The following is a 26239-nucleotide window of genomic DNA, read 5'->3' on the forward strand; positions in this document are numbered from 1 at the left end:
TACAGGACAGGATGAAAAAGGTTCCGTGACGGGCATAGCGGGCCGAGGCGTCTTTCCTGCCCATCGACGGCGAGAGCGCCGTTGCCGCGACCGGTGCGCCGGTGGCGAAGGACGGCCCGCTGCGCGGGGATGAGCACGAGGAGTCCCCGGTCGATGAGCGTGATGAGCAGCGTGCTGCCGAGGTTGGGACCCGGTAGCCGACCGAGGGCCGTGGGCTGAGACGGAGAGGGTGAGCCGATCGCTGCAAACGAGACATGCGCCGGATCGTGGCCGCGGCTTGAGTCCCTGGCGTCTGCATATGGGCAAGCCTCTGCCCCCTGGACCTGCGGAAACGGTAGATGGTGAGTGTATTGGCCGTATGAATGCCACGTGTGCTTTGTCACAGGGGTTGTTCGGATCTCCGAGCAATGCTCCTTGCAAAAAGGGCAATTCGCCTGAGGGTGACTATGAAATGACTTCCTCGGCTGAGGATCGCGCCATGCCAGATGGCTCGATTGATGGGCCTATGGGAAGGAAGATCTTGCGAGTACTTGTCCGCGATGTGAAGATCACTGCTGGCGAGGTCGGCAAGGGACTCCTGCCCGCGTTCGCGCCGGACGCCAGCCGACCAGCCACCGCTTCCGATCGCTGAGACCGGGCGATCGTTCATACTGGGGGAAGAATTGAACACCCGTAAGGTTAAGAGGGCGCTGCTCGTCTGTGCTGGCGCGGCCGCAGTCATCGCGTTCGGCGCCTCGGAGGCGTATGCCAGCGTTGCTCAGTTCGACTGGCATGCGAGCGGAGCGGCTCCGGGTTTCAGGTCCCGTACCTGGGGCTCGACTGGCGCCAACTCCATGAACATATACAGCTGTCGGAGCGTCGAGCAGGCTGGCAACATCACCCTCCGGCTGCGCAAGGAACGTGACCTTCAGCCGGACCAGACCGTCGGCTCACTGACGTGGTGGTGCAGCTCGAACAGCAGCAACTACCAGCATTTCCCTTCGACTTCGGGCGGAGACTTCCACTGGGACATCGGGCATGGTCCGGGTGGGTGCATCACTTCGCCGAACGGTGAGTGCCCCGTGAACATGAACGGCCGCAACTACTACTCCTCGAATTGATCCCTTGACCAAGCAACAACAGCGTGAGCGGTATGCCGTCCTGGTGTGCCGCTCCGTGGTGAAGCGGTACGCATCCGGGCCTCCGGTTGTCGACGGGGTTGATCTTCAGGTGCCTGCTGGAGAGATCGTCGGCCTGCTGGGTCACAACGGAGCTGGCAAGACGACGCTGATGCGGGTGATAACGGGGCTGGTCCGCCCGGACTCGGGCGAGGTGAACGTCCTGGGACGGACACCGCCGCTGTCGGCGGCGACCGGACGCCGACTGGGCGCGGCCCTTGACACCCCAGCGTTCTACCAATGGATGTCGGGCCAGAAGATGCTCCTGACCTTGCTCAACTCCTCGGGGCTGCCGGACCGGGGCGAAGCCGCCGCTGCGCTCGATCGCGTCGGGCTCGACGGACGCAAGAAGATCCGTGCCTACTCTCAGGGAATGCGGCAACGCCTGGCCCTCGCCGCGGCGCTGATGCTCACTCCCGACTTGCTTGTGTTGGACGAGCCGACAAACGGCCTCGATCCGGCGGCGGTCCGTGGTGTGCGTGACATCCTCGCCACCGAACGCGACCGGGGAGCAGCGATTCTGGTCTCCAGTCACCAGCTGGACGAGATGCAGCGCGTCTGCGACCGACTGGTGGTGATGCGGCAGGGCAAGGTGGTTGCACAGGGCAGCCGCGAGCAGCTAGGGCTGGGCATGCCCGGCGGGCCGGCGACACTGGAGGACTGGTTCTTCCAAACGGCTGGTGATGACGGGCGGGGGACGTGGTGAGGTACGTCTACCTGGCCGAGCTGCGAAAGATCGCGTTCCGGCCGTTGTCACTGCTCCTGCTGCTCGTGCTCGGTTTGGGCGTGCTCTACACGGCTTGGGTGGCGCAGGACTGGTCCAGCGGGCAGACGCTGCTGTTCAAGAATGCCCTTGTGGCGGCGGAACACCGGCAAGAATGCGCCGGTTTGAAAGGCGCCGAACTCCGCAAGTGCCTTACCCACCCCAGCTATGTACCGATGGCCGAATCGGACTTGCGTCAGCAACTGGCGAACGACCGGGCTGTCGCCCCCACCCAGACCGTTCCCGGCGCGTTCGGCTGGTCCGCACAGACCTATGCCTCCCTGCCTGGCTTCGCCATCGCGCTGCTGCTCGGCACTGCGCTGGTGGCCGGTGAGTGGGAGCGTCGTACTGCCACGTCGCTGCTGATCGCGCAGCCTGACCTGCGAAGGGTATTGCTTGCGAAGGCGATGGCGCTATGGACCGTGCTGGCCGCGCACATGATTGTGTGCGGGCTGGTGGTCGCGCTGGCGAACGTCACCTACTTCCAGTCCCACGACAAGCTGTACGTGCCCACCCCGCACGGCTTGGCGCTGGCCGAATGGGTGGCGCGTCAGGGGGGAGTCGGCCTGGTGGCGATGGCCGTGGCGAGCGTCGTGGTCACGCTGATCGCGGCCCGCTCCCGTACCCGCGCGCTGACGTTCATAGCGGGTGGCCTGCTGGTGCTGCTCGCCAACATGGGGGCGTCCGTGAAACCGGTGTGGGCATGGTTGCCCGGCGGTATCCTCGCCGACGCCATGGACTTCCAGACGGTGTTCCCGCTGTGGAACCACTGGTGGGGGGCGGCCTCGGGCAGCGGGATGCCGCTGTGGCTGCGGGCTGTGCCCACCGTGGCCCTGCTGGCCATGGCCGGCCTATGGCTGATGCGGAGGGTGGACAGTCGTGACCGCGTCGCATAGTCGCGCGCCCTCCCGCCTGCGGTATGTTTTCCTCGCCGAAATCCGCAAACTTGCCGCGCCCGTCGTTCTGGCCGCCTTTGCGGTGGCTGCGGTCGTCGCACTGATAGCCTCCGGGCTTGGCTACCAGCGGGCTGTCTCGACGTTCCAGGACAATGGCTTGGCAGCCGGAATGGACTCCTGGCCAGGTGCCGTGGTCCTTGCGCTGCGTCACCTGGGCACGCTCGTCGGCCTGCTGGCCGCGGTGGGTGCCGGAGTGGGCGTGGCGGGCGGGGAGTTCGAGAACGGGACATGGGGGCTGTTGTTATTGAGGCAGCCCCGCATCCGGCGGCTGCTCGCGGTGAAGTTCGCTACGGCGGTGGCCGTCGTCGGGGTGCTCGCGGTAGTACTGGTACTGCTCCTGCGGACCGAAGGGCTCGCCCTCGGCTGGCACTACCGGGCCCATCCGGCGCGTCTGGCCACGTCCGCGTCGATCTCTCCCACTTGGGATCCGCACACCCCGTCCTGGGGACAGGCGGCGAATACGCTGGGGAACGTGCTGCTGATCGTGCTGGTGTACGTCGCCGGCGGCATGGCCGCAGCGGTCGTGCTGCGTGGCGTTGTACAGGGCGCGGCTGTGGCGCTCGGCGTACCCATTGTCTTCGAACCGTTGGTGCTGATCCATCCGCTCGTTCCGTACCTGCCGAGCACTTGGATCGCAGGCTGGCTGCATCTGGCAAACAGGGACCAGTACCAGACATACCTGTGGAACTCGGCACCGTCCCACGCCCGCTCCGCTCTGGACGGCTGCCTGCTGGCCGCCCTGGGGCTGCTCTGTACAGTTGCGACGTTCGTCGCGGCCACCCGAGACCGGATCACCCACACCTCTGATTGATCGACGGTAGACACGGCATCTGCGACGGCTTGTTCAGCAGATTCCTGTTGCGCCCCGACGGGGGGCTTTGCGGGTGGTACCTCAGCGAGCAGGTAGCACGCAGGATAGGGGCGCGCGACGCCCCGGGCGCGGACCGATCCAAAGACCAGCGCAAGAGCGGAACGGGGCTTGCATCTGGATCGTGGACACCGATGTCATGCGGGGCCGGCCTGCTTCCCGCCCCAGCGCCAGAGGCAGGACCGGCGCGCCGGCTCCCATGGTGACCAGCAGCGAACTCAGCTTGTCGACGCGGAGTCCGTTTGCCCCGCGGGTGCGGGGCAGCGCGGTCGCTCCGGCCGGCGAGGGGGCGCCACCGGCACGGTGAGGAGCATCACCGGCCGCCAGCCGAGGCCGAAGAGATCGGCACTGACGCGACGGCCATGGTGGCACCGTACAAGCCGAGGGCGTGCGGCCTGCGCGCCGCGGGAGCGGCGGCCTGGACGAGTGACAGAACCTGGGGGCGACCAGGCCGCTGCCCGCGCCCCGCACCAGCCTGGACGTGATCAGCGACGCGGCGTCGGGGCGAACGCGCCGGGCACCGAGCCCGCGGTGAAGACCACGGTGCCCGCCACGAGCAGTCGGCGACAGCCGTGCCGGTCGCCCGGCCGTGCGGCGGGGATGAGCAGGCACTCGTACGTCAGGGTGTATCCGGCGAGGACCAGTTGCACGGCGCCCGGACCGGCGCCCAGGCCGGCCTGCAGCGCCGACGCGGCGAGCTGGGTGACAGTGACGTCGGGCAGTTGCACGAAGATGGCGCTGAGCACCACCGGCAGCACGAGGCGTCCGCCGCTCACGGCAGCAGAGCAGCGGCGAGCTCACGGGGCCGGGCGGCGAACGGGCTGTGGCTGCCCGGGAGGGTACGTACGGTGAACGGGTTGCCGGGCATGGCCCGGTCGGCTTCCGCGATCATCAGATCCTGTACGGCCGTCGGCAGCGCCCGGTCGTCCGCGCAGCGCAGGAAGGTCCGCGGGACGCGCCCCCATCGTTGTGCAGTCACGATGACCGGGGTGGTGGGGATCGCCAGCGGCAGATCTGGGCTCAGTGCCGAGCGCCAGCGGTCGAAGCGGTCCAGGGGGGTGTCGTGGTAGTGGGTCTGCCGCAGTTCCTCGACGTACGCGGGGTCCTGTGAGAGCGGATTGATGCGCACGGCGCCCAGTTCCCCGGGGTCGCCCAGGTTGAGGCTCCGGCCTCGTGCCGTGGCGTTCTCGGGTGAGCCGAGGTAGTCGAAGAACCGGGGACGTCCGGCGGGCACGAAGGCGGAGAGGTAGACGATCTCGTCGACGAGTTCGGGCGCGCGCTCGGTGGCCAGTGACGCGGGGCCCCCGCCCGCACTGTGTGAGACGAGCACGACACGACGGTGGTGGCGGGCCTGGCGCAGCGTGTCCAGCACGGTCTCGGCGCTGTCGTCCATCGTCTCGGTGGCGAGCGCGGACTTCTCGGTCGACAGACCCGGCTGGCCCGGCTGGAGGTATCCGGTGGGCAGTGGCGCCTCGAAGCCGTGCCCCGGCAGGTCGACGGCCATGCTCGTGGCACCGAGTGCGGCGAGTGCGCGCTGCGTCGCCGCCCACTGCCCGGAGCCGTGCCAGGCCCCGTGCACGAAGACGAAGACGGTGTCTGTGAGGGAAGGATCAGGCATGACCGCAGTCCACGTGGCCCGGCCCCGATTATCCAGCAGAAGATATGGCAAGCCGATCGGCAATATATTTGGGATATGACCGGGAGGCTGACATAGAGGCGCGGCACCTGCGGTACGCACTGACCCTCGCCGAGCACGCACACTTCGGCCGGGCGGCCGGTGCGCTGGGCATCGCGCAGCCTCCGCTGTCCAAGCAGATCGCCGATCTCGAACGCGAGGTGGGCACCCGCTTGTTCGACCGCACCCGCCAGGGGGTGTTCCCGACGGCTGCGGGCGCGGCCTTTCTCTCCCGGGCGCGCAGGGCCCTCGACGAGATCACGGCGGCCTCGGTCGACGCGGCCAGGGCAGCACGCGGCGAGACGGGACGGCTGCGCCTGGGTTTCATCGCTTCGGCGCTGCTCGCACCCCTGCCGGACGTCCTCGGCAGGTTCGGCCGCGAACGCCCCGACGTGCGGCTGGAACTGCACGAGATGGCGACCAGGCGCAGCACGGCCGCGCTCGTCGCCGGCGAACTGGACGTGGCGATCGGCCTCGGCCGTCCACGGGGCGTCGGGGCCGAGCAGCTGGTATCGGTCCCCATCGGACACGACCACCTGGTCGCGGTCGTGAGCAGCACGCACCCGTACGCGGGTCAGTCGTCGGTGGACGTGGACCAGCTGCGGCGACAACCGCTGATCGTGGCGCCGGGGGAGGACGAGCCAGCCGTCGCCACCGGGCTGCGGACCCTCCTGGGCAGGGACTCCCCGGCACTCTCCGGCGCGACCGTCGCGAGGGACATCCACACCATCATCGGCCTCGCCGTCTGCGGGGTGGGCGTCGGCCTGGGACCCTCCCGCATGCTGACGGCCCCACGACGGGGCGCGTGGTTCTGCGAGGTCACCCCGCACACGCCGCTGCCCGACCTGGTCCTGTCCTTCCAAGCCCGAGACCGCTCCCCGGCACTGAACGCCTTCCTCGACGTCATCCGCACGAACTGCCCCGACGTCGGTGCCGCGCTCGACCACCGGCTCGCCCCACTCGGACCGCAAGCAGAAGGCGACCGCGACTCGACCCCTACCTGACTTCGCCTCGCCGGACGAGTGGGAGAGGTCCACCCCGTTCCTGGGCTTCGGCACCGAACTCCTCCGCACGGTCGGCACGACTCATGCCGCCACGCTCGACGTTTCTCGCACAAGGCAGGCACCTGGGCGGCCTACTGATCGGCCACCGCCGGTTTCGGCTGGGCACCCCGCGCGGCAGCCGCGCGCTGGAGCCGCTCCGGTATGAGGTTCCGGTACTGCGCTGAACTCAACCGGCACCAAAGAAGTCAGCCACCCCGCGCACGCGAACCACACGAAGCGAACCAGAACCCGAGTTTCAAGAATCGACGGCACCATTGCCGTCGCTTCCCGAGTTGTGGCTTTGCGAAGGCGCCACGGAGACTCCGCGAAAACCCGTTGGCGGACCGCGGCGGCCACTGCTAAGTTTCCGGAGGCCGTGCGAGAGATCGAGGAGGTGGTACCCGTGAACGTATCGACATGGGTGCTCCCCTCCGGGGTCACGGTCGGGCGATGGACAGGTCGTCCGGGAGCGCCGTTCCTGTGCACTCCCGAAAGGCACGACCATGCACTTCACTTCCGAGCAGCGCCTCGACAACGGCGTCCTCGAACGCGAATTCACTCTCGGTGAGATCCCTGGCATCCTGTGGACACCCGCATCCGCGTCCGCACCGGCGCCGCTGATCCTGCTTGGCCCCCCTCCCCTCGGCCTGCGCAAGGCGTACCCCCGACTGGCGGCCCGAGCCCGGCACGTCGCGGCGGACGGCTTCGCCACGGCCACCATCGAGCTCCCCGGAAGCGGCGACCGGCCCCGCCTGCCCGCCTCCGAGCAGGCCCGCGCCGATTTGCGCCGAGCAGTGGCGGCCGGCGAGCCGGTCGCCGACGAGATCATCGACGCCTTCATCCTCCCCCTGGTCGACAAGGCGGTCCCGGAATGGCAAGCCGTCCTGGACGCCCTCCTGTCGCTGCCCGAGATCGGCGGTCCGGTCGGCTACTCGGGAGGCGTGATCTCCATCGGCACCCGGCTGGCGGTGGTCGAGCCGCGTATTTCGGCCGCCGTCCTGTTCGCCGGGAGTTTCGTCCCTCGCGCCATGTTCGAGGAGGCCCGCCAGGTCACCATTCCGCTGCACGTCCTGCTGCAGTGGGACGACGAAGGCAACGACCGGCAGGCGGCCCTCGACCTGTTCGACGCCTTCGGCTCCAAGGAGAAGACCCTGCACGCCAACATGGGCGGGCACACCGGCGTCCCACAGTTCGCGGGGGACGCCGCGGGCCAGTTCTTCACCCGGCACCTGAAGTGAGACCGGGCCGTCAGACCGGCAGCAGACGGTAGCTGATGTCGGCCGGCCTGCCGCTCGCCGAAGACGGGCACCGGCCCTCCGCAGCCTTCTGCACCGTGGGCCTCTGCTGGACTCCCGGCAGAGGCCCCTTCTGCCTGAAGCCATGAATTGTTCGATTTCTGCAGAGCTTCGAGTGCTGCCCAAATTCGGGTTCTGGCTCAACTTCTGTGGACCTGTTGCGGAGCGTTACTGGCGACGGCCCCGGTGGCATGCACCGGTGAGCGATCGTGCAGGCTGGACACATGGCCAGTCGCGTTGAGAAGTACCTCGCCCATCTTGATCGGCTTTCCGGAGGAAGCGAGCCCCGCTTCTTCCCTGTCGAATCGACCAAGCAGGGGCTGCGGGGTGTGACGGAGATCGTGTACTACAACCTGCCGGACGGGCTTCTCACGGCGCTCACCTACGGCTTGTCGCTGGCAGAGCATCCGGATTGGCAGCACGGCTCGCCGGAACTCTGCCTCAGTGTGAACTCGACCAACGTGATCTGGGCCCACGCGGTGGGCTTTCTCGCCGAGCAGCTCCGTGGAACCTGCCCATTCAGTTACGGCAGCACCATCAACTTCGGTGAACGCATCGTGCCCGAGTCAGAGATGACGGCATTCTGCGTGTTCGCACCGCTGGTCCTCGGCAGAGACGACTACCTGGGCATCGACGTCGGCATTCCGGGACACGAAGGCCACGACGTGATCAACATCCAAGGGATGTACCCCATCCACGAGGTCGAACGGCAGTTCATCAACGAGCACGGGCTTGAAACCTTCTGGAAGAGCAACTGGGAGCCCACGGACGTGCTCCGGCGCCCCGCGATCTGATCTGGGGAGGAACCTGGACGACCGATTGGTGGACAGCATCAGGCGAGCAGGACTCCCTTCCCGAGAAGAGCGAAGCCAGCACGCCCGAACATCTGACGCTTGAGCATCTTGATCCGGTTGACATGTCCTTCGACCGCGCCCGAGCTCCAGGGCAGGGTGAGTCCGGCGGTGACGGCGTCGATGTCGCGGTCGATGCCGGCAGTGAGAGTGTGGAGGCTGGGCAGGTCGTCCTGTCGGACGGCGTAGAGCCAGTCCGGGAGACGCTCTCCCTGACGCTGGGTGAGCATGACCGCGAAGGACCGGACGTGTCGGGTGAGCGCGTCGAGGTCGGGGCACTGGGTGCGGATGGTCTTGAGCTGGAGTTGTTCGGGCTCGGTGAGGGGCTCCGGACGGCGCAGGGTCCATCCGGAAACCGTTCGGGGCGACGGCGACCGGGCGGTGACCGGTCGCGGTGAGAAGGGGAGGAGACCGCCGACGAGTACTTCACCTACGCCGATCTGGAGGGGAACGACGAGGACTTGGCGAAGCCGAAGTCCTGGTTCGGCAAGATCCGCGCCCGCGACCGGTTCGGCGCCACCCGCCGGCGGAAGACCGCCGAGCAGTTGCAGGCGTGCTCGGCCGCGCTGGAGGGCTTCGCCGAGCGTGTCTACGCAACCGAGACCGAGCACGCGTGACAGTAGAAATCTAACGGCAGTTACCCTCAGCGCGTGACGAGAGAAGATTCTGGGGTTGTCGGGGTACCCCGCGCGGCGCTGCTCCGGCGGGGCTTCGCCCTGGAGTACGCCACGCTGGGCTGGAACGTGGTCGGTATCGTTGTCCTGGCTGTCGCGGCGATCGCCGCGAAGTCGGTGGCGCTGGCCGGCTTCGGCCTGGACTCGCTGATCGAGATCGGCGCCTCCACCGTGGTGATCTGGGAGCTGTCCGGCACCGGCGAGGAGCGCCAGAAGCGCGCGCTCAAGCTGATCGGTGTGGGCTTCGCGCTGCTGGCGGTGTACCTGCTGGTGCAGTCCACCTGGGTGCTGGCGGCCGGCTTCCGCCCGCACCACTCGGTGCTGGGGATCGTCTGGACCGCGATCACTGCGGTGGTGATGTTCACCCTCGCCTTCGGCAAGGCCCGCACCGGCGCGGCTCTGGACAACCCGGTCCTCAAGACCGAGGGCCGCGTCACCCTGATCGACGGCCTGCTGGCCGCCGCCGTGATGGTCGGCCTGGTCCTCAACTCCCTGGCCGGCCTCTGGTGGGCCGATCCCTTGGCCGGGTACGTCCTGGTCTACTACGCGGTGCGTGAGGTCGAGGAGATCTTCTCCGGCGACCACTGACCACCACCGACCGAGCGCGACCGAGCCCCGCCAACCGCCGGAGCCCTTCGGCATCCCGGGCCCTACTGCTCCATCACGGCCGCCTGCTGCCGGGCGGAGTTTCGGCGGAAGACCGCATGAGCCGACCGACTGGGCACTGCCGTCCGCTCGGCCAAGCCGGCGTTCGGCGCCTTGTGGAGGGCGCGTGCCCGCGCCGGTGCCCGGCCTCCAGACTCAGGTCGGACAAGGTCTGCACAGGTCCGTCCTTGCACAAGATCGCGCCGGTCAACACCAAGAACGCGTTCGCACGGGCGTTCAGAAACTCGTAGAACTCGACCCGAAAGCGGGACCGGACGTCGAACGCGTCACCCGCGGCCGCAGGGACAGGCGGACTCATACGCAACAGCCTTTCTCTCGCGCTTCGTTGCACAACATCTCGAAGCGTGGAGAACAGCTGCCTCGGCTGTCCCGCGCAGAACCGCGGATCAGCAGGTCGGGTGACTTTCGAGGTTGAACAATAAGCTCACGAGCCGTTGCCCTATCGATCACGAGGACGGTTCTGATCGAACGGACTCCCCGGTCGGGGGAGCTTGGCCGGGTGCGCGCATGGAGGCAGGACCTCCGGTGCAGCAGGAGGGCTGCGAAGCCAACTCGAGGACATCGGGGTGGGGTACCTCCGGCACGCCGGGGCGGGCATCAAGCCGATTGACCCATCCGCGCGTGGCTGAGATGTGCCGTGCTCCGCGTGGATCGCACCGGCCGAGGCGTGATCTCCTGCCCCACAACTGGGTACTGCTCGTCCTGCTTCAACGACGTGCGGGTCCTGCCAGTCCGCTTTCGTAGGCGGCGATGACGAGTTGGGCCCGGTCTCTGGCCCCCAGCTTCGTCAGCAAATGGCTGACGTGGGTCTTGACCGTGCCCACGGTCAGATACAGCTCGGCTGCGATTTCGTTGTTGGACAGGCCACGTGCGATCAGGCCCAGCACGTCACGCTCGCGGCCGGTCACCCCGTCCAGGGCGCGGGTGACCGGGCCGGGGTAGCCGGGGCGGCGGAGGTAGGTCTCGATGAGCTTGCGGGTGACGCCGGGGGACAGCAGCGACTCCCCGGTGGCGATCACCCTCACGGCGTCGATCAGGCGTGCGGGTGGAGTGTCCTTGAGGAGGAAGCCCGCGGCGCCCGCGCGGAGCGCCTCGAAGACGTACTCGTCCAGATCGAAGGTGGTGAGCACCAGGACGTGGACGGGCACCGGAGACGGGCCGCCGAGCAGCGTGCGGATGGCCTCGATGCCAGTGAGTCCGGGCATCCGGATGTCCATCAGGGCCACATCGGGGCGCAGTTCGCGGATCACTCTGACCGCTTGGGTCCCGTCGGCCGCCTCGTCGACGACCTGGAGATCGTTTTCCGATTCGATCAGCACACGGAATCCGGCACGCACCAGCGTCTCGTCGTCCACCACGACGACCCGCAACTTCATACGCCCTCATGATCGGCGCCCACGGGGAACCGGGCTGTTCGCGAGTCCGTGGCGTACGGCAGCCGGGCGGTGACGCGAAAGCCGTGCGGCGAGAGCGGGCCCGCGTGAACCTCGCCGCCGTAGAGGGCGGCACGTTCCTTCATGCCGGTCAGGCCGTGGCCCTCGGTGATCGGTGATCCCGCCACCCAGCACGCAGGGTCTTTGAGGAGTGATCTTGTGTCCGGGTTCGTCGTGTCAGGCCGAGGACGGTGAGGAGCCTCAGGTGATTTCGGGCGGTGTGGCGAAGGGCGGCTGCGAGGTTGGTATGGCCGTTCTGACGGTGGACGCCGATGTCGAGGTCGCGCAGGCCGGCCATGGCACGGGGTAGGTGGCGGGTGCGGGCTCGCGAGGCGTCCTCGTGGAGGGTGCGGTCGCGGACGTGGCAGAGCTGTTCCCGGTGCGCCGGTGGCCGCAAATCCAAGGCCGCGAGTTCGCTGCCGTCGGCCGCGCCGGGCGGCAGGCTCGTGAGCGAGAGCCGGGAACGCCGACGGTGTTCGGCAAACTGCTGCGCGATGCCCTGCCTCGGCGCCCGTATGTGATCGTGTGCGCTGAGGCCCAGCAGTACCCGGCGGGAGAACTGTGGAGCTCCGGTCAGCGGCCGGATGTCACCCGTTCGCGCGCGCGTCCGTGCGGGGTGGGACGGCGGGGGGCGCCAACAATCTGACGGTGTGCCGGGCACACGGACAGTGGTCCGGGCGCATCCCGGATACGCCGTAGCGCGCCGTGTCCGGCCCGATCGGCGGTCCGCTGAACGGCGATGGGCAGGGGCACCGCCTCCGACTATCCTTTGGAGACCATGTGACGACCCGTCATCTCCCTGCTCGGTCGAGGCCCGGGAGCACCGCCTCTTCACCACCGCCGCGGCGGTCGCGTCTCCTGCGGCGGCGGGGGGCAGGGGGCCGCAGCCTGACGGCCGGGCTCATCCTGGTGGCCGGGCTGCTCCTGCCGGTGATGTCCTCGCAACCCGCCCAGGCCGTCCCGCCCGGCACCTACGCCTATGTCGTCAACAGTTCCGACGACACGGTGTCGGTGATCGACACCAGCACCGACACCGTCACCGACACCATCCCCGTGGGCAACTTCCCCATGAGGGCGGCGGCCAGTCCGGACGGCACCCGCGTCTACGTCGTCAACAGCCTGGACAACACGGTGTCGGTGATCGACATCGCCACCGACACAGTGGTCGCCACTGTCGCCGTCGGCAGCAACCCGCAGGGGGTGGCCGTCAGCCCCGACAGCGCCTTCGCCTACGTCACCAACCGCTCCGACGACACGGTGTCGGTGATCGACACCAGCACCGACACCGTCACCGACACCATCACGGCAGGCAACGACGCGCTGGGGGCGGCGGTCAGCCCGAACGGCACCCGCCTCTATGTCGCCAACGCTGACGACAACACGGTGTCGGTGATCGACACCAGCACCAACACCGTCACCGACACCATCCCCGTCGGCAACGACCCGCAGGAGGTGGCGGTCACTCCGGACAACGCCTTCGCCTACGTCACCAACCGCAACGACGACACGGTGTCGGTGATCGACACCAGCACCGACACCGTCACCGACACCATCCCCGTCGGCAACGGCCCGCTCGGGGCAGCGGCCAGCCCCGACGGCACCCACGTCTATGCCGCCAACTTCAGCAGCGATTCGGTGTCGGTGATCGACACCGCCAGCAACACCGTCACCGACACCGTCGCTGTCGGCCAGGCCTCATGGGACGTGGCCGTCACTCCGGACAGCGCCTTCGCTTATGTCACCGACCGCGACAGTGCCGCAGTCTCGGTGATCGACACCAGCACCAACACCGTCACCGACACCGTCACCGTCGGCAACGGCCCACGCGGGGTGGCGATCGCGACGGTGCCCCGGCCGACGGCACCGGCGTTGAAGCTGGTCAAGCTCACTCCCGGTGGGAAGTTCCGCCAGGGTGGGCAGGGCTGGTACACCCTGACGGTGACCAACACCGGTGACGCACCCACCGACGGCACTGTCGCCGTCACCGACACCCTGCCGGTGAGCCTCACCCCGGTCAGTCTCACCGGCAGCGGATGGACCTGCACGCTGACCCCCCTGTCCTGTTCCCGCAACGACGTCCTCGACCCGGGTGCGAGCTACCCGCCCCTCACCCTCACGGTGAACATCGCCAGGAACGCGCCCGAGCAGATCACCAACATCGCGACCGTCACCGGCGGCGGCACGACCAGTACCAGCACCGCCACCGCAACCACCACCGTTCACGAGCAGGAGAAGCCCAAGCCCCCCCATGACGGCGACGACTGCCATGACAGGTCCGGCACCTGCGGCAACACGTAAGCGGCTCAGGCGCACGGCGGCGGATCCGCCACGCCGGCGGGGGGTGTCACGAAAGCGGTGTTAGCGGCTGTCTCGTTGGGGTGACCCCGGCTCTCCGGATGCGGAGAGCCGGGAACGTGTGGTGGATGCCCAGTCCCTGTGCGAACGGTTCGTGAACTGTTGCCGGACCGGCTTGTGGAGGCTCCTGCACAGCGGCACTGTCGTCATGGGCATGACCATCCCATCCCTCAGTGTCAGGAGACCTGATGCACAGCCGACTTCGGCTCGCCTCGGCCGCCGCCATCCTCGGCGTAGCCGCCGGTCTGACCGCCGTGACACCGGCGCAGGCCGGCTCCACTCCCGCTCCCGACCATGTCGTGGTCGTGATCGAGGAGAATCACTCCTACGGGGACATCATCGGGGACACCGCCGACGCCCCGTACGTCAATTCCCTGGCCACGCAGGGCGCCGACTTCACCGACTCGCACGCGATCACGCATCCGAGCCAGCCCAACTACTACGACCTGTTCTCGGGCGGCAACCAGGGAATCACCAGCGACTCGTGCGTCACCCCGGGGTTCTCCTCCGCGGCGAACCTCGGCTCGGAGCTGCTGGGGGCCGGCAAGACCTTCGCCAGCTACAACGAATCGCTCCCGTCGCAGGGCTGGACCGGCTGCACATCGGGTGCGTACGCGCGCAAGCACAACCCGTGGTTCGGCTTCTCCAACGTGCCGACCTCCACCGCGCACACCTTCGGCCAGTTCCCGACGGACTACGCGACGCTGCCGGACGTCTCGTTCGTGATCCCGAACCTCGACGACGACATGCACGACGGCACCGTGAAGCAGGGCGACACCTGGCTGCAGAACAACCTCGGCGCGTACGCGACCTGGGCGAAGAGCCACAACAGCCTGCTCGTGGTGACGTGGGACGAGGACGACGGAAGTACCTCCAACCAGATCCCGACGATCTTCTACGGGGCCGGGGTCAAGACGGGTGACTACGGCGAGACGATCGACCACTACAACGTGCTGCGCACGCTTGAGGACGTCTACGGCCTCGCCACCACCGGCAACGCCTCCTTCGCCACGCCGATCACCGACATCTGGTCGACGCAGGCCGGCAACGTCGTTTCGGTCACCAACCCCGGAAACCAGGCCACCACGGCCGGTAGTGCCGCGAGCCTCCAGATCAAGGCCACCGACTCGGCCGGCGCGCCGCTGACCTACAGCGCCACGGGCCTTCCGGCCGGACTGACCATCGACTCGTCCACGGGCCTGATCTCCGGCACCCCTACCACTGCCGGGACCGGCGACATCACAGTGACTGTCAGGGACTCCACCGGCGCTTCGGACAGCACCTCCTTCACCTGGACGGTCACCAGCCCGTCCGGAGGCGGCTGCACCGCGCAACAACTCCTCGGCAACCCCGGCTTCGAGACCGGCAGTGCCGCGCCCTGGACCGCCACCTCCGGCGTGATCAGCAACGCCTCCGGCCAGTCACCGCACTCCGGCAGTTGGTACGCCTGGCTGGACGGCTACGGGTCCACCTCCACCGACACCCTTGCCCAGACGGTGACCATCCCCGCCGGGTGCACCGTCGGCTACTCGTTCTGGCTGCACGTCGACACCTCGGAGAGGACCACCTCCAAGGCGTACGACACTCTCAAGGCCCAGGCGCTCGATGGTTCCGGGAAGGTGCTGGGCACGCTCGCCACGTACTCGAACCTCGACGCCGCCAACGGCTACACGCAGCGCACCTTCGACCTGACGCCCTACGCCGGCCAGACGGTGACGCTGAAGTTCACCGGCTCCGAGGACTCCTCCCTCCAGACCAGCTTCGTCATCGACGACACGGCACTGGACCTCTCCTGAGCCCCTCCTGAGCCGGCCCGCGAGACCCCTGCCCCACGCGGGGGCCTCGTCCCTGCTGCCACTGCCGCTGCGGCCAACGCTGCTCACCGACGCCCCACCGTGTTCCGATGGTCCGTGACCTCGCTGATCGGGCCGGACGCGCACGGCCGAGCACCGTCGCGGGCACGGGGCGATGTACGGCGTGGTCAACCACGGCCGGCTGGAGCCACGCCGGCGCCGCCCGGTGTCTGCTCGATGGTCGTGTCCCTCTTCCGGCGTCTCCTCGATCACCGGATCCGCCGATCACCGAGCACTCCCGTCACCACATTCTTGCCGCGGCCAGGAGATGGTCGCGGACCCGGGTTACGTCGGGGTTGGCGGAAGTGCCCGGGCGTTGGACGAGGTAGCCGGTGTTGATGGGCGGATCGTCGGTTCGGTGCAGCAGTCGGAGTGTGCCGTCGGCGAGTTCGGCGCGGCACAGGTAGCTGGGCAGGACGCTCCAGCCGATGCCCGCGATGACGGCGGCGAGAATGCCGCGCAGGTCGGGGACGGTGACGGCGGCCTGGGCGTGGAGGCGGCGGTCGAAGACGTGGCGCCAGTAACGGCGGGCGATGGGCAGGTCCTCGGCGTAGGTGACGAGCGGAACATCCCGGAGGGCATCGGGCAGGTCCTGCCCGGCCAGCCGCTCCGCCCAGATGGGGGCGGCGACCAGCACGAACTCCTCGTCCACGAGCGGCTCGGCGCGCAGCGACCGTCCGCGCGGGCGCTGGGTCGCGACGACCAGGTCGTGACGGCCCGCGCGGAGCTCCTCCAGCAGCGGGTCGGTCAGACCGGTGGCCAGCCGCAGCCTGACGCCGTCAGCCACCAGCGGCGCGATGGCGGGCAGGAGCACAACGCACAAGAACTCGGCGGGCCCGGCGATGTGGACCGGCACCGCCGCGGTTCCGTGGCGTTCACCGGTGATGTGCGCCAGCTGGTCCAGTGGCGCCGCAAGGCGCGCGGCGAGCTCGTCCGCGTAGGGGAGCGGCGCCACGCCGCGTGCGCGGCGATCGAAGAGCTCGTGATCGAGCCGCTGCTCCAGGCTGCGGACCTGCGTGGTCACGGTCGACTGCGACAAGCCGAGGTGCTGCGCGGCGGCGGTGAAGGACCCGGTGCGGTGCACGGCGAGGAAGGTGCGCAACAGGTTCAGGTCCAGGGTGCCGGACCCGCGCGGGTTCCGTTCGCTCATGGCCCGAGAGTAGGTGATCCCCACTCGCCCGGAGCGCGCGCCGCGGCGGGCGGAAGCAGATCTTCGCAGGTCAGACAGCATGTTGGTGCTGCCATCGGTTCGTCGATACGTGGTATCGGCGCTGTCATTGGTCGCACTGCTCGAGCAGGTCTACCTTCGAGGACATCAGCGTGCTGACGATCTGAGTTCACAGTGTCAGCACGTGGAACCGACCCCCCGGAGAACCGCACCATGTCGAAGAAGATCCTGTTCGTGATGACCGGCGTCGACTACTGGACGCTCGCCGACGGCACCAAGCACCCGACCGGCTTCTGGGCCGAGGAGGCCGTCGCCCCCTACGAGGCGTTCAAGGCCGCCGGCCACGAGATCACCGTCGCCACCCCGGGCGGCGTGATCCCGACCGTCGACGCGGGCAGCCTGGCGCCGGCCGTGAACGGCGGCGAGGAGGGCGCGAAGAAGATCGCGGACACCCTCGCCTCGATCGTGGAGATCAAGCACCCGATCAAGCTCGAGGACGTGAACCTCGACGACTGGGACGCCGTGTTCTACCCCGGCGGCCACGGCCCGATGGAGGACCTGGCCGTCAACGCCGACTCCGGCAGCCTGCTGACCCTGGCGCTGAGGTCGGGCAAGCCGCTCGGCGTCGTCTGCCACGCCCCCGCCGCGTTGCTCGCCGCAGTCGAGGAAGACGGGACCAACTCCTTCAAGGGCCGCAAGGTCGCCGCGTTCACGAACGCCGAGGAGACCCAGGCGGGCCTGGCCGACAAGGCCAAGTGGCTGCTGGAGACCCGCCTGGTCGAGGCCGGCGCGGATGTCCAGGTCGGCGCGCCGTGGGCGCCGAACGTCGTCGTCGACGGCAACCTCGTCACCGGTCAGAACCCCGCCTCCTCCGCCCCGCTGGCGCAGGAACTGCTGAAGAAGCTGGTCTGAGATGCCCGTCGCCGACCGCACCGACGAGGTGCTGGACGCCGCCTACGCCTGCCTGACCCGCTACGGCGTGCGGCGCACCACGATGGACGACATCGCCACCGAGATGGGCGTGTCGCGGTCGGCGGTCTACCAGTACGTCCGCAACAAGGACGCCGCCTTCCGGCTCCTGGTCGAGCGCCTGCACGAGCAGGCGCTCGACCAGGCCCGAGCCGTCGCCACCTGCGACGCCCCGGCGGCCGACCGAGTGCGGGGCGTGCTGCAGGCCAAGCTCGACCTGGTCCTGCGACTGCGCGGCGACTCCCCGCACACCGCCGAACTGCTGGACGCCAAGGCCCGCCTCTTCGGCGACATCTGCACCACCTTCACCACTGAGCTGCACGCCCTGCTCACCGGTCTGCTGCGCGAGTCGGGCACGGCGAACGCCGAAGACGCCGCGCAGATCTGTATCTCCCTGGTTGTCGGGCTGGAGAACGCCGCCGACCCTGAGCGCCTGTTCGCCCGCGCGGCCGACGCCCTGCACATCGGGCTCGCCATCCGCCGCTGAAAGGCAGCCGTCAGCCCGGTTTCCTGCCCCTCACCCTTCCTTCCCCCAGCACCCACTTCCGAGGCCGCGCGTGGCAGCTGGCCGCCCGCCCGGTCGGCGACCCCGCGCCCGCCGGCTTCACCTTCACCACCCACACCGTGCCCGACCCGGGCCCGGGGCAGGCCGTGGTCCGCAACACCTGGCTCTCCGTCGACCCGTACATGCGCGGCCGTATGGACGAAGGCCCCTCCTGCATCCCGCAGTTCGAGCTGGGCGCGACCATGACCGGCACCGCCGCCGGAGTCGCTCCCGGGACGCCGTCGCCTCGAACGCCGGCGGCGTGCCGGCCGGCGCGACCGTGTCCCACTTCGACGGCTGGCGCGAGTACGCGCTGCTCGACGCCGCAGCCGTCCAGGCGCTGGACACCGGCCTGGCGCCGGCCCAGGCCTACCTCGGCGTGCTCGGTACTACGGGCCTGACCGCCTACACGGGTGCCAAGGAGGTCGCCGCGGTGCGTGAGGGCTACGTCGTCTTCGTCGTCTTCGTCGCCGGCGCCGCCGGAGCCGTCGGCTCGGTCGCGGGCCAGCTCGCGAAGAAGCCCGGCGCCGCCAAGGTCATCGGTTCGGCCCCGGCGGCCTGGACAAGGCCCGCCGCCTGGTCGTGGACTACGGCTTCGACGAGGCCATCGACCACCGCGGCGGTGACCTGCCCGCGCAGCCGGCCAAGGCAGCCCCGACCGGCATCGACGTCTACATCGACAACGTCGGCGGCGACCACCTCCAGGCCGCCTGCCGCTCGCCATCGGCAAGCGCATCACCCTGCGCGGCTGCGGTGGCACGGCTTGCGCGCGGACCCGCGCCGGGTGCCCGCCGACGTACACCCGGGGGCTTTCCCCACCTTGCGACCGGGGGGCAGCGGGCTGCTCGGCGCGGTCCGGCTCGTCGATACTCGGTTGCACGCAGCAGCCGTCACCCACTGATCTCAGAGGAGTAATTCCGTGTCCCAGCGTGCGCATGCAGTGGACGGTCCGCATCCTCACGGACGGGAGGAGCCCCAGGGGCCGGGAGCGGTGCCGGCCGCCCGGACCGCCGAGGCGCCGGGCGGGCGCCCCAGGTGCGCGGTGCGCAGGGCGCGGAGGCTGCGGTTCGGGGCCGCCGGGATGCTGGCGGCGGCGGTCATGGCGACCGGTCTGGCGATGCCCGCCCCGGCGGCCCGCGCCACGGAGGCCGCAGGTGGTCATCGCGCCACTCAGGAGGCCCTCGCCGGGGTGGTGCAGGACGGGCCGCCCGGCGGTGTCGCGGTCGTCGAGGACCGGCACGGGACCTGGGCGGGCCGCGCCGGCACCGCCGACCTGCGGACGGGGAGGACACCGCGGGTCGAGGACCGGTTCCGAGCGGGCTCCATCACCAAGACCTTCGTGGCCACGGTGATGCTCCAACTGGAGGCCGAAGGGAGACTGAGTCTGGACGACACCGTGGACCACTGGCTCCCGGGGCTGGTCGAGGGACACGGACACGACGGCCGGCAGATCACCCTGCGCCAACTCCTCAACCACACCAGCGGCGTCTACAGCTACACCGAGGACGAGGATTTCAAGCGGCGGGAGTTCGGTACCGCCTTCCTCCGTCACCGCTACGACACCTGGACGCCGGAGCGGATCGTCCGGCTCGCCATGACCCATCAGCGCAGCTTCGCCCCCGGCGACGGGTGGGGTTACTCCGACACCAACTACATCCTCGCGGGCATGGTGATCCGGAAGGTCACGGGCCGCTCGTACACTGACGAGATCGAACAACGCATCCTGCGTCCCCTGCGCTTGGACTCCACCGTCCTGCCGGGAACACGGTCGCCTCTGCCCGGGCCCGCGGGCAGGGCCTATTCGAAACTGACCGGGGAACTCGCAGGCCCCGGCGAACCGGGCGGCAAGACGTACGACGTCACCGAACTCAACCCGTCCCTGGCGGGTGCTGCCGGTGAGATCGTCACCAACGCACCCGATCTCAACCGGTTCTACCGGGCACTGCTCTCCGGAAGCCTTCTCGAACCGCGCCAGTTGACGGAGATGACCACCACCGTGCCGATCCCCCAGGCGCCGGGCTTCTCCTACGGCCTCGGCCTCATGAGGCTGAAGCTGTCCTGTGGTGTCGAGGTGTGGGGTCACAACGGCGGCATCCAGGGCTCGATATCGGAGGCCCTGACCACCGCGGACGGCAGGCACGCCCTAGCGCTCAACTTCAACGGGGACTGGAACGTGCATGAGCAGCGGGTCGTCGACGCCGAGTTTTGTGACGCGCGACCGTAGTCCGCCGCCCGTCGGCGGCTTCGGCCCAGGAGAGCGCCGACTCGTCGCGTCCGCGCCACGGACGCGATCGGCAGCCCCTCTCTCTACGCGTGATCGCCATGTTGTCACGCCCACATCAGGAGCGATGTTCAACCTGTCAAGGCTTGCTCCTGGGGCACGGTGCGGGCTCGGGCAATGATCGTGCAGAGCTCTCGGGCGACGTGGCGTTTGAGGCAGCGAATGGCTACACGTCGGGTCTTGCCTTCGGCGATGCGTCGCTCGGCGTAGCTGCGGCTGCGGGTTGCCCTACAACCCCGAACGGGCCTTCGCTGCACCCGTTGCGTTCGCTGCCCGGAGCCGCGGGCCCACGGAAATGTCGACTGCGGCCGCGTTCCAGCCGGGCTCGTCAACGGCGACACGGATCCGTCGCCTGCCCGCTTCACCGATGAGACTCACGAAGCGGGTCACACCCATGACATCACCGATGACCAGCCGTCCGTCAGCCAATGAGATCGGCCCCTCGAAGACAGTCGTGAAGGAAGGATCCGGCCCTGGCTCCTCGTCGAGCGGCTCGGTGAAGAGCCGGACCTTGATGAGCCGGACCTGAGCCTGAACCCGGACCGCCACATGGGCACATCATCCCCGGCCACTGGGGCTGGACGTGACGCCGCCACCCACCGAGTCGACCTCGAGCGACATGAGATGTCCTGCTGGTCAGGCCGCCTCGGGGACGTCCGAGTCCCGGGTGACGGCCCCCTTTCCGGGCCCCGCAGCATGCTGGTGGGCACGCACGACGGTGGAGTCGACCGACACGAGCCAGCCGACGTCCCCGGCCGCGGCTGCCCTCGCCTGTGCGGCCTGGAGCATCTGCTCGAACGTGCCGTCCAGGGCCCACCGGCGCAGCCGGGCGTGCGGTGTGGCCCACGGGCCCTACCGCACGGGCACGTCGCGCCAAGCGGTCCCGGTACGGGACTTCCACACGATCCCGTTGAGCACCGTGCGGTCGTCCAACCGCTTCCTGCCTCGCAACGGCCTTCTCAGTTTCTCCGGCGCCGCGCGACGACGAACAGGGTGCCGCCCGTGATCAGGGCGACCGCGGCCGCCGCGGCCGCGTACCAGGGCAGCGCGCCGCTGCCCGTGTCGGCCATCGAGCCCTGCCCGGTACCGCCCGAAGCCGCGGTGCCGGAGCCGGCCGAGGCGGAGCCGGAGGTGCCGCCGGAGGCCGAGCCGCCGCCGGAGGAGGAGCCGGAGCCGTGGCCCTGGGAGCCGTCGGCGGTCACCGTGATCGCCGCGGTGTTGTCCTTGGCGTTGCTGTCCTGGGTCGACAGCGTCACCTTGACGGAACCGGCTGCGAGGTCGGCCGGCTTGTCGATGCGGAGGTCGAACACGCACGGCGTGAGCTGTCCGGCGTCGAAGTACGAGTCGTTCTCGTCCTGGAAACAGGTGTAATGCCTGGCGCCAGGCTCGCCCTGGTGCCAGTCGTCGTCCGAGCGGCAGAGGTTCGGGACCTTCACCGCCGTCGTGCCGGGCGGGATCGTCACATGGGCCTCGGAGGTCGGGCCGTCGCCGGGGCCTTCGCCGCGGTCGTACGGCTCGATGGAGGCCGGCACGTTGTTCCGGGCGCCCAGCTTCGCCTCCACCACCTGGCCGGCCGTGCCGTGGACGGTGGTCCCCAGAGCTTCGAGGTCGAAGGGGTTGTCCGTGTCGACCCAGCCGGTCCCGTAGTCCTGCTTGAACGGCATGGGGCCGCCGGCCCGGGGAGTGATTTTCAACGCCCGCCCGGTGCCGCGGTGGACGTCGGTCAGATTCAGGTGCTTGTAGTCGTATCCGTCGGTCGTGCCGTACACGGCCACGGACCACGATTCGCGCCTCGCGGTGCTGCCGACCTTCGCCGAGAAGTCGTCGAGGTCATAGGAGCCACCCGCTGTGACGGGGGCCTCGACGTAGCAGCGAGCCCCGACCCACGGCGTCTCCCATGCGGCCGTACTCGCAGTTGCTGAGCTCCTCGCCGAAGGAGAGCCCCTGGGCCGCCAGGCAGCTTCACGTCCCTTGACGCACTTGCCTGTGAGCGCTAACAATGTGCCCATCACGGATCGGAGCCTCATGTCGCAGACCGCTGGCCGCACCGGCCCCCGCAGGGCACCCACCATGGCGGACGTCGCGCAAGTCGCGGGCGTGTCGCACCAGACGGTGTCGCGGGTGCTGAGCAACCACCCCAATGTGCGCGAGTCGACCCGGACAGAGGTGCTCAGGGCGATCGGGCAATTGGGGTACCGGCGGAACTCCTCGGCCCGGGCGCTGGTCACCCGGCGCACACTCACCCTGGGCGTGGTGGCCTGCAATCCGACCCTTTTCGGCCCGTCGAGCACGCTGTTCGGCCTGGAGGAGGCCGCGCGGGACGAGGGGTACATGGTCTCGGCGGTCACCCTGCGCCGCTACTCGGCCGCCGCCCTCAGGGAGGCGATCGACCACCTGAGCGACTGGGGGGTGGAGGGCATCGTGGTGATAGTCCCGCACCGCGAGGCGGTCACCGCGCTGGCCGAACTGCGGCTGCCCTTCCCCGTGGTGACCGTGGAGGGCGGGCACAGTCTGCCGATTCCGGTGGTCTCGGTGGACCAGTGGCTCGGGGCGCGGATGGCGACGAGCCATCTGCTGGCCGCCGGCCACCGCACGGTCTGGCACGTCGCAGGCCCGCCGAGCTGGCTGGAGGCAGAGGCGCGGGCCAAGGGCTGGCGCTCGGTGCTGGAGGAGGCCGGCGCCGTCGTGCCGCCGCCGATCCAGGGCGACTGGACCCCGCTGTCGGGCTACCGGGCCGGGCAGGAGCTGGCCGGCCGGGTGACCGCGGGAGCGGCGGGCCGCGGCTCCCCGGAGGTGACCGCCGTCTTCGTCGCCAACGACCAGATGGCGCTCGGGGTGCTGCGCGCCCTTCGTGAGGCCGGCCTCTCGGTCCCCGGCCAGGTGGCCATCGCGGGGTTCGACGACATCCCCGAGGCCGAGTTCTTCACCCCGCCGCTCACCACCGTCCGGCAGGACTTCGCCGCGCTCGGCCAGGCGAGCATCCGGCTGCTGATCAGCCGACTGGAGTCCGGCACCAGGCCGGACGACGACGAGCGCGTGGTGATCGAGCCGCGGCTGATCGTCCGCGGCAGCAGTACCCCTTCCTGACGGCGCTACGGCCCTTCGACACCCTGCGGCCCGCCCGGTGGACGCACCGCACCCGCGGGGCGGCGAGCGGCGGCGCCCGGCGCGGCGCGGGACCCGCCCGCGCCGGCCACGACTGGAGGAGACCTTGACCACCGATCCCCCCGCGGTCACCGTCGGCATCGACTTCGGAACGCTCTCCGGGCGGGCCCTGGTCGTGGCCGTCGAGGACGGTACGGAACTGGGCAGCGCGGTGCACGAATACACCCACGGCGTGGTCGACCGGGAGCTGCCCTGCGGGGTCCCGCTGCCGCCCGACTGGGCGCTCCAGATCCCCCAGGACTGGCGTGACGTGCTGCGCCTCGCCGTACCGCGAGCCCTCGCGGACGCCGCAGTGGCCCCCGAGCAGGTCGTGGGCGTCGCCACCGACTTCACCGCCTGCACGGTGCTCCCCGCCACCTGGGACGGCACCCCGCTGTGCGAACTGCCGCAGTACGGGAACCGCCCCCACGCCTACCCCAAGCTGTGGCGCCACCACGCCGCCCAGCCGGAGGCCGACCTGATCGTCGAGAGCGCGCAGCGGACCGGGCAGCCCTGGCTGGCCCGCTACGGCGGCCGGATCTCCAGCGAATGGCAGTACGCCAAGGCGCTGCAGGTGCTGCGCGAGGACCCGGACGCCTATGCCGCCGCCGACCGCTGGATCGAGGCGGCCGACTGGATCGTGTGGCAGCTCACCGGCGCCGAGAGCCGCAACCCGTGCACCGCCGGCTACAAGGGCGTCCACCAGGACGGCCGCTATCCGCACGAGGCGTTCCTGGCCGGACTGCATCCCGGCTTCACCGGGCTCACCGCCAAACTGGAACACCCGCTGACCCCGCTCGGCGCCCCCGCCGGCAGACTCACCGCTCGGGCCGCCGAAGTCACCGGACTGCGCGAGGGCACGGTCGTGGCCACGGGGAACGTGGACGCCCACGTCACCAGCGCCGCCGCCCAGGCCCTCGACCCGGGCCGGATGCTCGCCATCATGGGCACCTCCACCTGCCACATCCTCAACTCCGACGTCCTCGCCGAGGTCCCGGGCATGTGCGGGGTGGTGCGGGACGGGGTGGTGCCGGGGCTGTGGGGGTACGAGGCCGGGCAGAGCGGCGTCGGCGACATTCTGGCCTGGGCCGTGCGCAGCACCGTGCCGGAGGAGTACACGGTCGAGGCCCGCCGGCGGGGGATCGGCGTGCACGAGCTGCTGACGGAGCGGGCTTCAGCCCAACCGGTGGGCGGGCATGGTCTGCTGGCACTGGACTGGCACAGCGGGAACCGCTCGGTGCTGGTCGACCACCACCTGTCCGGGCTGGTCCTCGGTCTCACCCTCGACACCCGGCCCGAGGACGTCTACCGGGCCCTGGCCGAGGCCACCGCCTTCGGTACCCGCACCATCGTCGACGCGTTCGAGGCGGCGGGCGTCCCGGTGACCGACTTCACGGCGGCCGGCGGACTGCTGAAGAACCGCTTCCTCATGCAGGTCTACAGCGACGTGCTCAACCGTCCCGTCCACGTCCTCGCCTCCGCCCAGGGGCCGGCCCTGGGCGCCGCGATCCACGCCGCCGTCGCCGCCGGCGCCCACCCCGACATCCGTACCGCCTCCGCCGCGATGGGCCGCCGCCAGGAGAACGCCTACACCCCGGACCCGGCCCGCGCCGCCGCCTACGACCGCCTCCACGCCGAGTACCGCGCGCTGCACGACCACTTCGGGCGCGGCGGCAACGACGTGATGCACCGGCTGCGAGCGCTGCGCTCGGCCGCTCTGTCTTCGCCCCCAAAGTTGTGAGCGCTCACAATGCTGATGGTGAGCACTCACCCGCATCCCTTGCCCATCCCGCCCCCGCCTTCCCGAGAACGCCGAGGTCGCCATGGTCATGAACGCAGAGTCCCTGTCCCCGGGCGCCGCCACCGCGGTCGCCGCGCTGCGCGAGGAGCTCGGCGATCTCCATCAGGAGCTGGTCCGCTACAACCTGGTGGTGTGGACCGGCGGGAACGTCTCCGGGCGCGTCCCGGGACACGATCTGTTCGTCATCAAGCCCAGCGGCGTCCCGTACGAGCGGCTGACCCCGCGGTCCATGGTCGTCTGCGACCTGGACGGGCGAGTGGTCGACGGCGGGGGACTCCAGCCGTCCTCCGACACCGCCGCGCACGCCTACGTCTACCGGCACATGCCCGAGGTCGGCGGTGTCGTCCACACCCACTCCACCTACGCCTGCGCGTGGGCGGCCCGCGGCGAACCGGTGCCCTGCGTACTGACCGCCATGGCCGACGAGTTCGGCGCCGAGATCCCCGTCGGCCCCTTCGCGGTGATCGGCGACGATTCGATCGGCCGCGGCATCGTGGAGACCCTGGCCGGGCACCGCTCGCCCGCCGTACTGATGCAGAACCACGGGCCGTTCACCATCGGCCCGAGCCCGCGCGCCGCCGTGAAGGCCGCCGTGATGTGCGAGGACGTGGCCCGCAGCGTGCACATCTCCCACCAGCTAGGCCGGCCCCTGCCGATCGACCCCGCGGCCGTCGACCGGCTCCACGACCGCTACCGCCACGTCTACGGCCAGCCCGGCACGTCCGCCCAGTGAGGAGCCATCA

Annotated in this window: 24 protein-coding genes and 5 pseudogenes; 20 read left to right on the top strand and 9 right to left on the bottom strand. The window is 69.7% G+C overall.

Annotation, left to right across the window (positions count from 1 at the left end; all coding sequences use genetic code 11):
- Positions 1–662: 662 nt before the first annotated feature.
- From VT52_RS37550 to VT52_RS12340, 4 genes are read left to right on the top strand one after another with little or no spacing between them, the layout of a single operon-like run.
- Positions 663–1100, top strand: coding sequence for a hypothetical protein (locus VT52_RS37550; RefSeq protein WP_143070874.1), 438 nt, complete (start codon positions 663–665; stop codon positions 1098–1100).
- Positions 1101–1104: 4 nt separating this feature from the next.
- A complete protein-coding gene (locus tag VT52_RS12330) occupies positions 1105–1863 on the top strand; it encodes an ABC transporter ATP-binding protein (RefSeq protein ID WP_167377689.1) in 759 nt (252 codons plus the stop codon).
- Complete coding sequence (locus tag VT52_RS12335; protein ID WP_143070875.1) at positions 1860–2816, top strand: ABC transporter permease subunit; 957 nt, start codon at positions 1860–1862, stop codon at positions 2814–2816. The genes VT52_RS12330 and VT52_RS12335 overlap by 4 nt, the downstream gene beginning before the upstream one ends.
- The gene (locus tag VT52_RS12340) at positions 2800–3687 is read left to right on the top strand and encodes a hypothetical protein (RefSeq protein ID WP_046422379.1); all 888 of its coding nucleotides are present in this window, start codon (positions 2800–2802) and stop codon (positions 3685–3687) included. The genes VT52_RS12335 and VT52_RS12340 overlap by 17 nt, the downstream gene beginning before the upstream one ends.
- 542 nt (positions 3688–4229) lie before the next feature.
- Here VT52_RS12340 and VT52_RS38705 read toward each other — a convergent pair.
- Entirely contained in the window at positions 4230–4520 is a 291-nt protein-coding gene (locus VT52_RS38705; protein ID WP_240509727.1) for an MFS transporter, read from the bottom strand.
- Positions 4517–5362 carry an alpha/beta fold hydrolase gene (locus tag VT52_RS12350; protein WP_046422378.1) on the bottom strand — a complete coding sequence of 282 codons (846 nt, stop codon included), beginning with the start codon at positions 5360–5362 and terminating at the stop codon, positions 4517–4519. Before VT52_RS12350 ends, VT52_RS38705 begins: the two co-directional genes overlap by 4 nt.
- 92 nt (positions 5363–5454) lie before the next feature.
- On the opposite strand from VT52_RS12350, the gene VT52_RS12355 reads away from it, so the two are divergent.
- The 3 genes from VT52_RS12355 to VT52_RS12365 all read left to right on the top strand — a co-directional run bounded on the left by VT52_RS12355 (position 5455) and on the right by VT52_RS12365 (position 8551).
- Positions 5455–6423: a LysR family transcriptional regulator gene (locus tag VT52_RS12355; RefSeq protein WP_046422392.1), complete on the top strand. Its 969-nt coding sequence runs from the start codon at positions 5455–5457 to the stop codon at positions 6421–6423.
- A gap of 542 nt (positions 6424–6965) precedes the next feature.
- Positions 6966–7700 carry a dienelactone hydrolase family protein gene (locus VT52_RS12360; protein WP_046422377.1) on the top strand — a complete coding sequence of 245 codons (735 nt, stop codon included), beginning with the start codon at positions 6966–6968 and terminating at the stop codon, positions 7698–7700.
- Positions 7701–7981: 281 nt separating this feature from the next.
- A complete protein-coding gene (locus VT52_RS12365; RefSeq protein ID WP_046422374.1) occupies positions 7982–8551 on the top strand; it encodes a suppressor of fused domain protein in 570 nt (189 codons plus the stop codon).
- A 38-nt stretch (positions 8552–8589) separates the two neighbouring features.
- On the opposite strand, the pseudogene VT52_RS38710 reads toward VT52_RS12365, so the two are convergent.
- Positions 8590–9006 (bottom strand): annotated as a pseudogene (locus VT52_RS38710) (ISL3 family transposase); the annotation flags it as partial.
- 21 nt (positions 9007–9027) lie between these two features.
- On the opposite strand from VT52_RS38710, the pseudogene VT52_RS37935 reads away from it, so the two are divergent.
- Together VT52_RS37935 and VT52_RS12375 are read left to right on the top strand one after the other, a co-directional pair.
- Positions 9028–9225: pseudogene (locus tag VT52_RS37935) on the top strand (Chromate resistance protein ChrB); the annotation flags it as partial.
- 33 nt (positions 9226–9258) lie between these two features.
- Entirely contained in the window at positions 9259–9870 is a 612-nt protein-coding gene (locus VT52_RS12375) for a cation diffusion facilitator family transporter (protein WP_046422371.1), read from the top strand.
- A 785-nt stretch (positions 9871–10655) separates the two neighbouring features.
- Here VT52_RS12375 and VT52_RS12380 read toward each other — a convergent pair.
- Both VT52_RS12380 and VT52_RS12385 read right to left on the bottom strand, forming a co-directional pair.
- Entirely contained in the window at positions 10656–11324 is a 669-nt protein-coding gene (locus VT52_RS12380; protein ID WP_046422370.1) for a response regulator, read from the bottom strand.
- Positions 11321–11509 carry an ATP-binding protein gene (locus VT52_RS12385; RefSeq protein WP_046422369.1) on the bottom strand — a complete coding sequence of 63 codons (189 nt, stop codon included), beginning with the start codon at positions 11507–11509 and terminating at the stop codon, positions 11321–11323. The genes VT52_RS12380 and VT52_RS12385 overlap by 4 nt, the downstream gene beginning before the upstream one ends.
- A 760-nt stretch (positions 11510–12269) precedes the next feature.
- Here VT52_RS12385 and VT52_RS12390 point away from each other — a divergent pair.
- The 3 genes and pseudogenes from VT52_RS12390 to VT52_RS39695 form a co-directional block, all read left to right on the top strand.
- A complete protein-coding gene (locus VT52_RS12390) occupies positions 12270–13679 on the top strand; it encodes a YVTN family beta-propeller repeat protein (RefSeq protein ID WP_338059187.1) in 1410 nt (469 codons plus the stop codon).
- Between the two features lie 245 nt (positions 13680–13924).
- Positions 13925–14707, top strand: a pseudogene (locus tag VT52_RS39690) (alkaline phosphatase family protein); the annotation flags it as partial.
- A 21-nt stretch (positions 14708–14728) separates the two neighbouring features.
- Positions 14729–15532 (top strand): annotated as a pseudogene (locus tag VT52_RS39695) (putative Ig domain-containing protein); the annotation flags it as partial.
- Between the two features lie 298 nt (positions 15533–15830).
- Here the strand turns inward: VT52_RS39695 and VT52_RS12400 are convergent.
- Positions 15831–16739: a LysR family transcriptional regulator gene (locus VT52_RS12400; protein ID WP_046422368.1), complete on the bottom strand. Its 909-nt coding sequence runs from the start codon at positions 16737–16739 to the stop codon at positions 15831–15833.
- A 231-nt stretch (positions 16740–16970) separates the two neighbouring features.
- On the opposite strand from VT52_RS12400, the gene VT52_RS12405 reads away from it, so the two are divergent.
- The 5 genes and pseudogenes from VT52_RS12405 to VT52_RS12420 all read left to right on the top strand — a co-directional run bounded on the left by VT52_RS12405 (position 16971) and on the right by VT52_RS12420 (position 20494).
- Positions 16971–17669, top strand: a complete 699-nt coding sequence (locus VT52_RS12405) for a type 1 glutamine amidotransferase domain-containing protein (protein ID WP_046422367.1) — start codon at positions 16971–16973, stop codon at positions 17667–17669.
- A 1-nt stretch (position 17670) separates the two neighbouring features.
- Positions 17671–18213, top strand: a complete 543-nt coding sequence (locus VT52_RS12410) for a TetR/AcrR family transcriptional regulator (RefSeq protein WP_046422366.1) — start codon at positions 17671–17673, stop codon at positions 18211–18213.
- Between the two features lie 77 nt (positions 18214–18290).
- Positions 18291–18482, top strand: a pseudogene (locus VT52_RS38715) (NADP-dependent oxidoreductase); the annotation flags it as partial.
- A gap of 68 nt (positions 18483–18550) precedes the next feature.
- Complete coding sequence (locus VT52_RS35550; protein WP_240509728.1) at positions 18551–19171, top strand: hypothetical protein; 621 nt, start codon at positions 18551–18553, stop codon at positions 19169–19171.
- Between the two features lie 180 nt (positions 19172–19351).
- Positions 19352–20494 carry a serine hydrolase domain-containing protein gene (locus VT52_RS12420; protein WP_420856277.1) on the top strand — a complete coding sequence of 381 codons (1143 nt, stop codon included), beginning with the start codon at positions 19352–19354 and terminating at the stop codon, positions 20492–20494.
- Between the two features lie 285 nt (positions 20495–20779).
- Here VT52_RS12420 and VT52_RS12425 read toward each other — a convergent pair whose 3' ends face one another.
- The 3 genes from VT52_RS12425 to VT52_RS37945 all read right to left on the bottom strand — a co-directional run bounded on the left by VT52_RS12425 (position 20780) and on the right by VT52_RS37945 (position 22320).
- Complete coding sequence (locus tag VT52_RS12425; protein ID WP_053055532.1) at positions 20780–21100, bottom strand: hypothetical protein; 321 nt, start codon at positions 21098–21100, stop codon at positions 20780–20782.
- A gap of 87 nt (positions 21101–21187) precedes the next feature.
- Positions 21188–21340: a hypothetical protein gene (locus VT52_RS37940; protein WP_167377690.1), complete on the bottom strand. Its 153-nt coding sequence runs from the start codon at positions 21338–21340 to the stop codon at positions 21188–21190.
- Between the two features lie 170 nt (positions 21341–21510).
- Positions 21511–22320: a hypothetical protein gene (locus tag VT52_RS37945; protein ID WP_167377691.1), complete on the bottom strand. Its 810-nt coding sequence runs from the start codon at positions 22318–22320 to the stop codon at positions 21511–21513.
- Between the two features lie 256 nt (positions 22321–22576).
- Here VT52_RS37945 and VT52_RS12440 point away from each other — a divergent pair, with 256 nt between their 5' ends.
- The 3 genes from VT52_RS12440 to VT52_RS12450 all read left to right on the top strand — a co-directional run bounded on the left by VT52_RS12440 (position 22577) and on the right by VT52_RS12450 (position 26229).
- On the top strand, positions 22577–23638 hold the full coding sequence (locus tag VT52_RS12440) for a LacI family DNA-binding transcriptional regulator (protein ID WP_046422362.1): 1062 nt from the start codon (positions 22577–22579) through the stop codon (positions 23636–23638).
- A 124-nt stretch (positions 23639–23762) separates the two neighbouring features.
- Positions 23763–25436, top strand: coding sequence for a ribulokinase (gene araB / locus VT52_RS12445; RefSeq protein WP_046422361.1), 1674 nt, complete (start codon positions 23763–23765; stop codon positions 25434–25436).
- A gap of 88 nt (positions 25437–25524) precedes the next feature.
- A complete protein-coding gene (locus VT52_RS12450) occupies positions 25525–26229 on the top strand; it encodes an L-ribulose-5-phosphate 4-epimerase (RefSeq protein WP_046422384.1) in 705 nt (234 codons plus the stop codon).
- Positions 26230–26239 lie beyond the last annotated feature (10 nt).

The organism is Streptomyces malaysiense (genome assembly GCF_000980885.2).
GTDB classification, from domain to species: Bacteria; Actinomycetota; Actinomycetes; order Streptomycetales; family Streptomycetaceae; genus Streptomyces; species Streptomyces malaysiense.

Bases quoted from the DNA above. Each gene is read 5' to 3' on its own strand.
- VT52_RS37940 (WP_167377690.1), bottom strand. From the start codon at position 21,340: ATGCTCCAGGCCGCACAGGCGAGGGCAGCCGCGGCCGGGGACGTCGGC.
- VT52_RS12360 (WP_046422377.1), top strand. From the start codon at position 6,966: ATGCACTTCACTTCCGAGCAGCGCCTCGACAACGGCGTCCTCGAACGC.
- VT52_RS12405 (WP_046422367.1), top strand. From the start codon at position 16,971: ATGTCGAAGAAGATCCTGTTCGTGATGACCGGCGTCGACTACTGGACG.
- VT52_RS12350 (WP_046422378.1), bottom strand. From the start codon at position 5,362: ATGCCTGATCCTTCCCTCACAGACACCGTCTTCGTCTTCGTGCACGGG.
- VT52_RS12365 (WP_046422374.1), top strand. From the start codon at position 7,982: ATGGCCAGTCGCGTTGAGAAGTACCTCGCCCATCTTGATCGGCTTTCC.
- VT52_RS12400 (WP_046422368.1), bottom strand. From the start codon at position 16,739: ATGAGCGAACGGAACCCGCGCGGGTCCGGCACCCTGGACCTGAACCTG.
- VT52_RS12410 (WP_046422366.1), top strand. From the start codon at position 17,671: ATGCCCGTCGCCGACCGCACCGACGAGGTGCTGGACGCCGCCTACGCC.
- VT52_RS12440 (WP_046422362.1), top strand. From the start codon at position 22,577: ATGTCGCAGACCGCTGGCCGCACCGGCCCCCGCAGGGCACCCACCATG.
- VT52_RS12450 (WP_046422384.1), top strand. From the start codon at position 25,525: ATGAACGCAGAGTCCCTGTCCCCGGGCGCCGCCACCGCGGTCGCCGCG.
- VT52_RS12380 (WP_046422370.1), bottom strand. From the start codon at position 11,324: ATGAAGTTGCGGGTCGTCGTGGTGGACGACGAGACGCTGGTGCGTGCC.
- VT52_RS12420 (WP_420856277.1), top strand. From the start codon at position 19,352: ATGCTGGCGGCGGCGGTCATGGCGACCGGTCTGGCGATGCCCGCCCCG.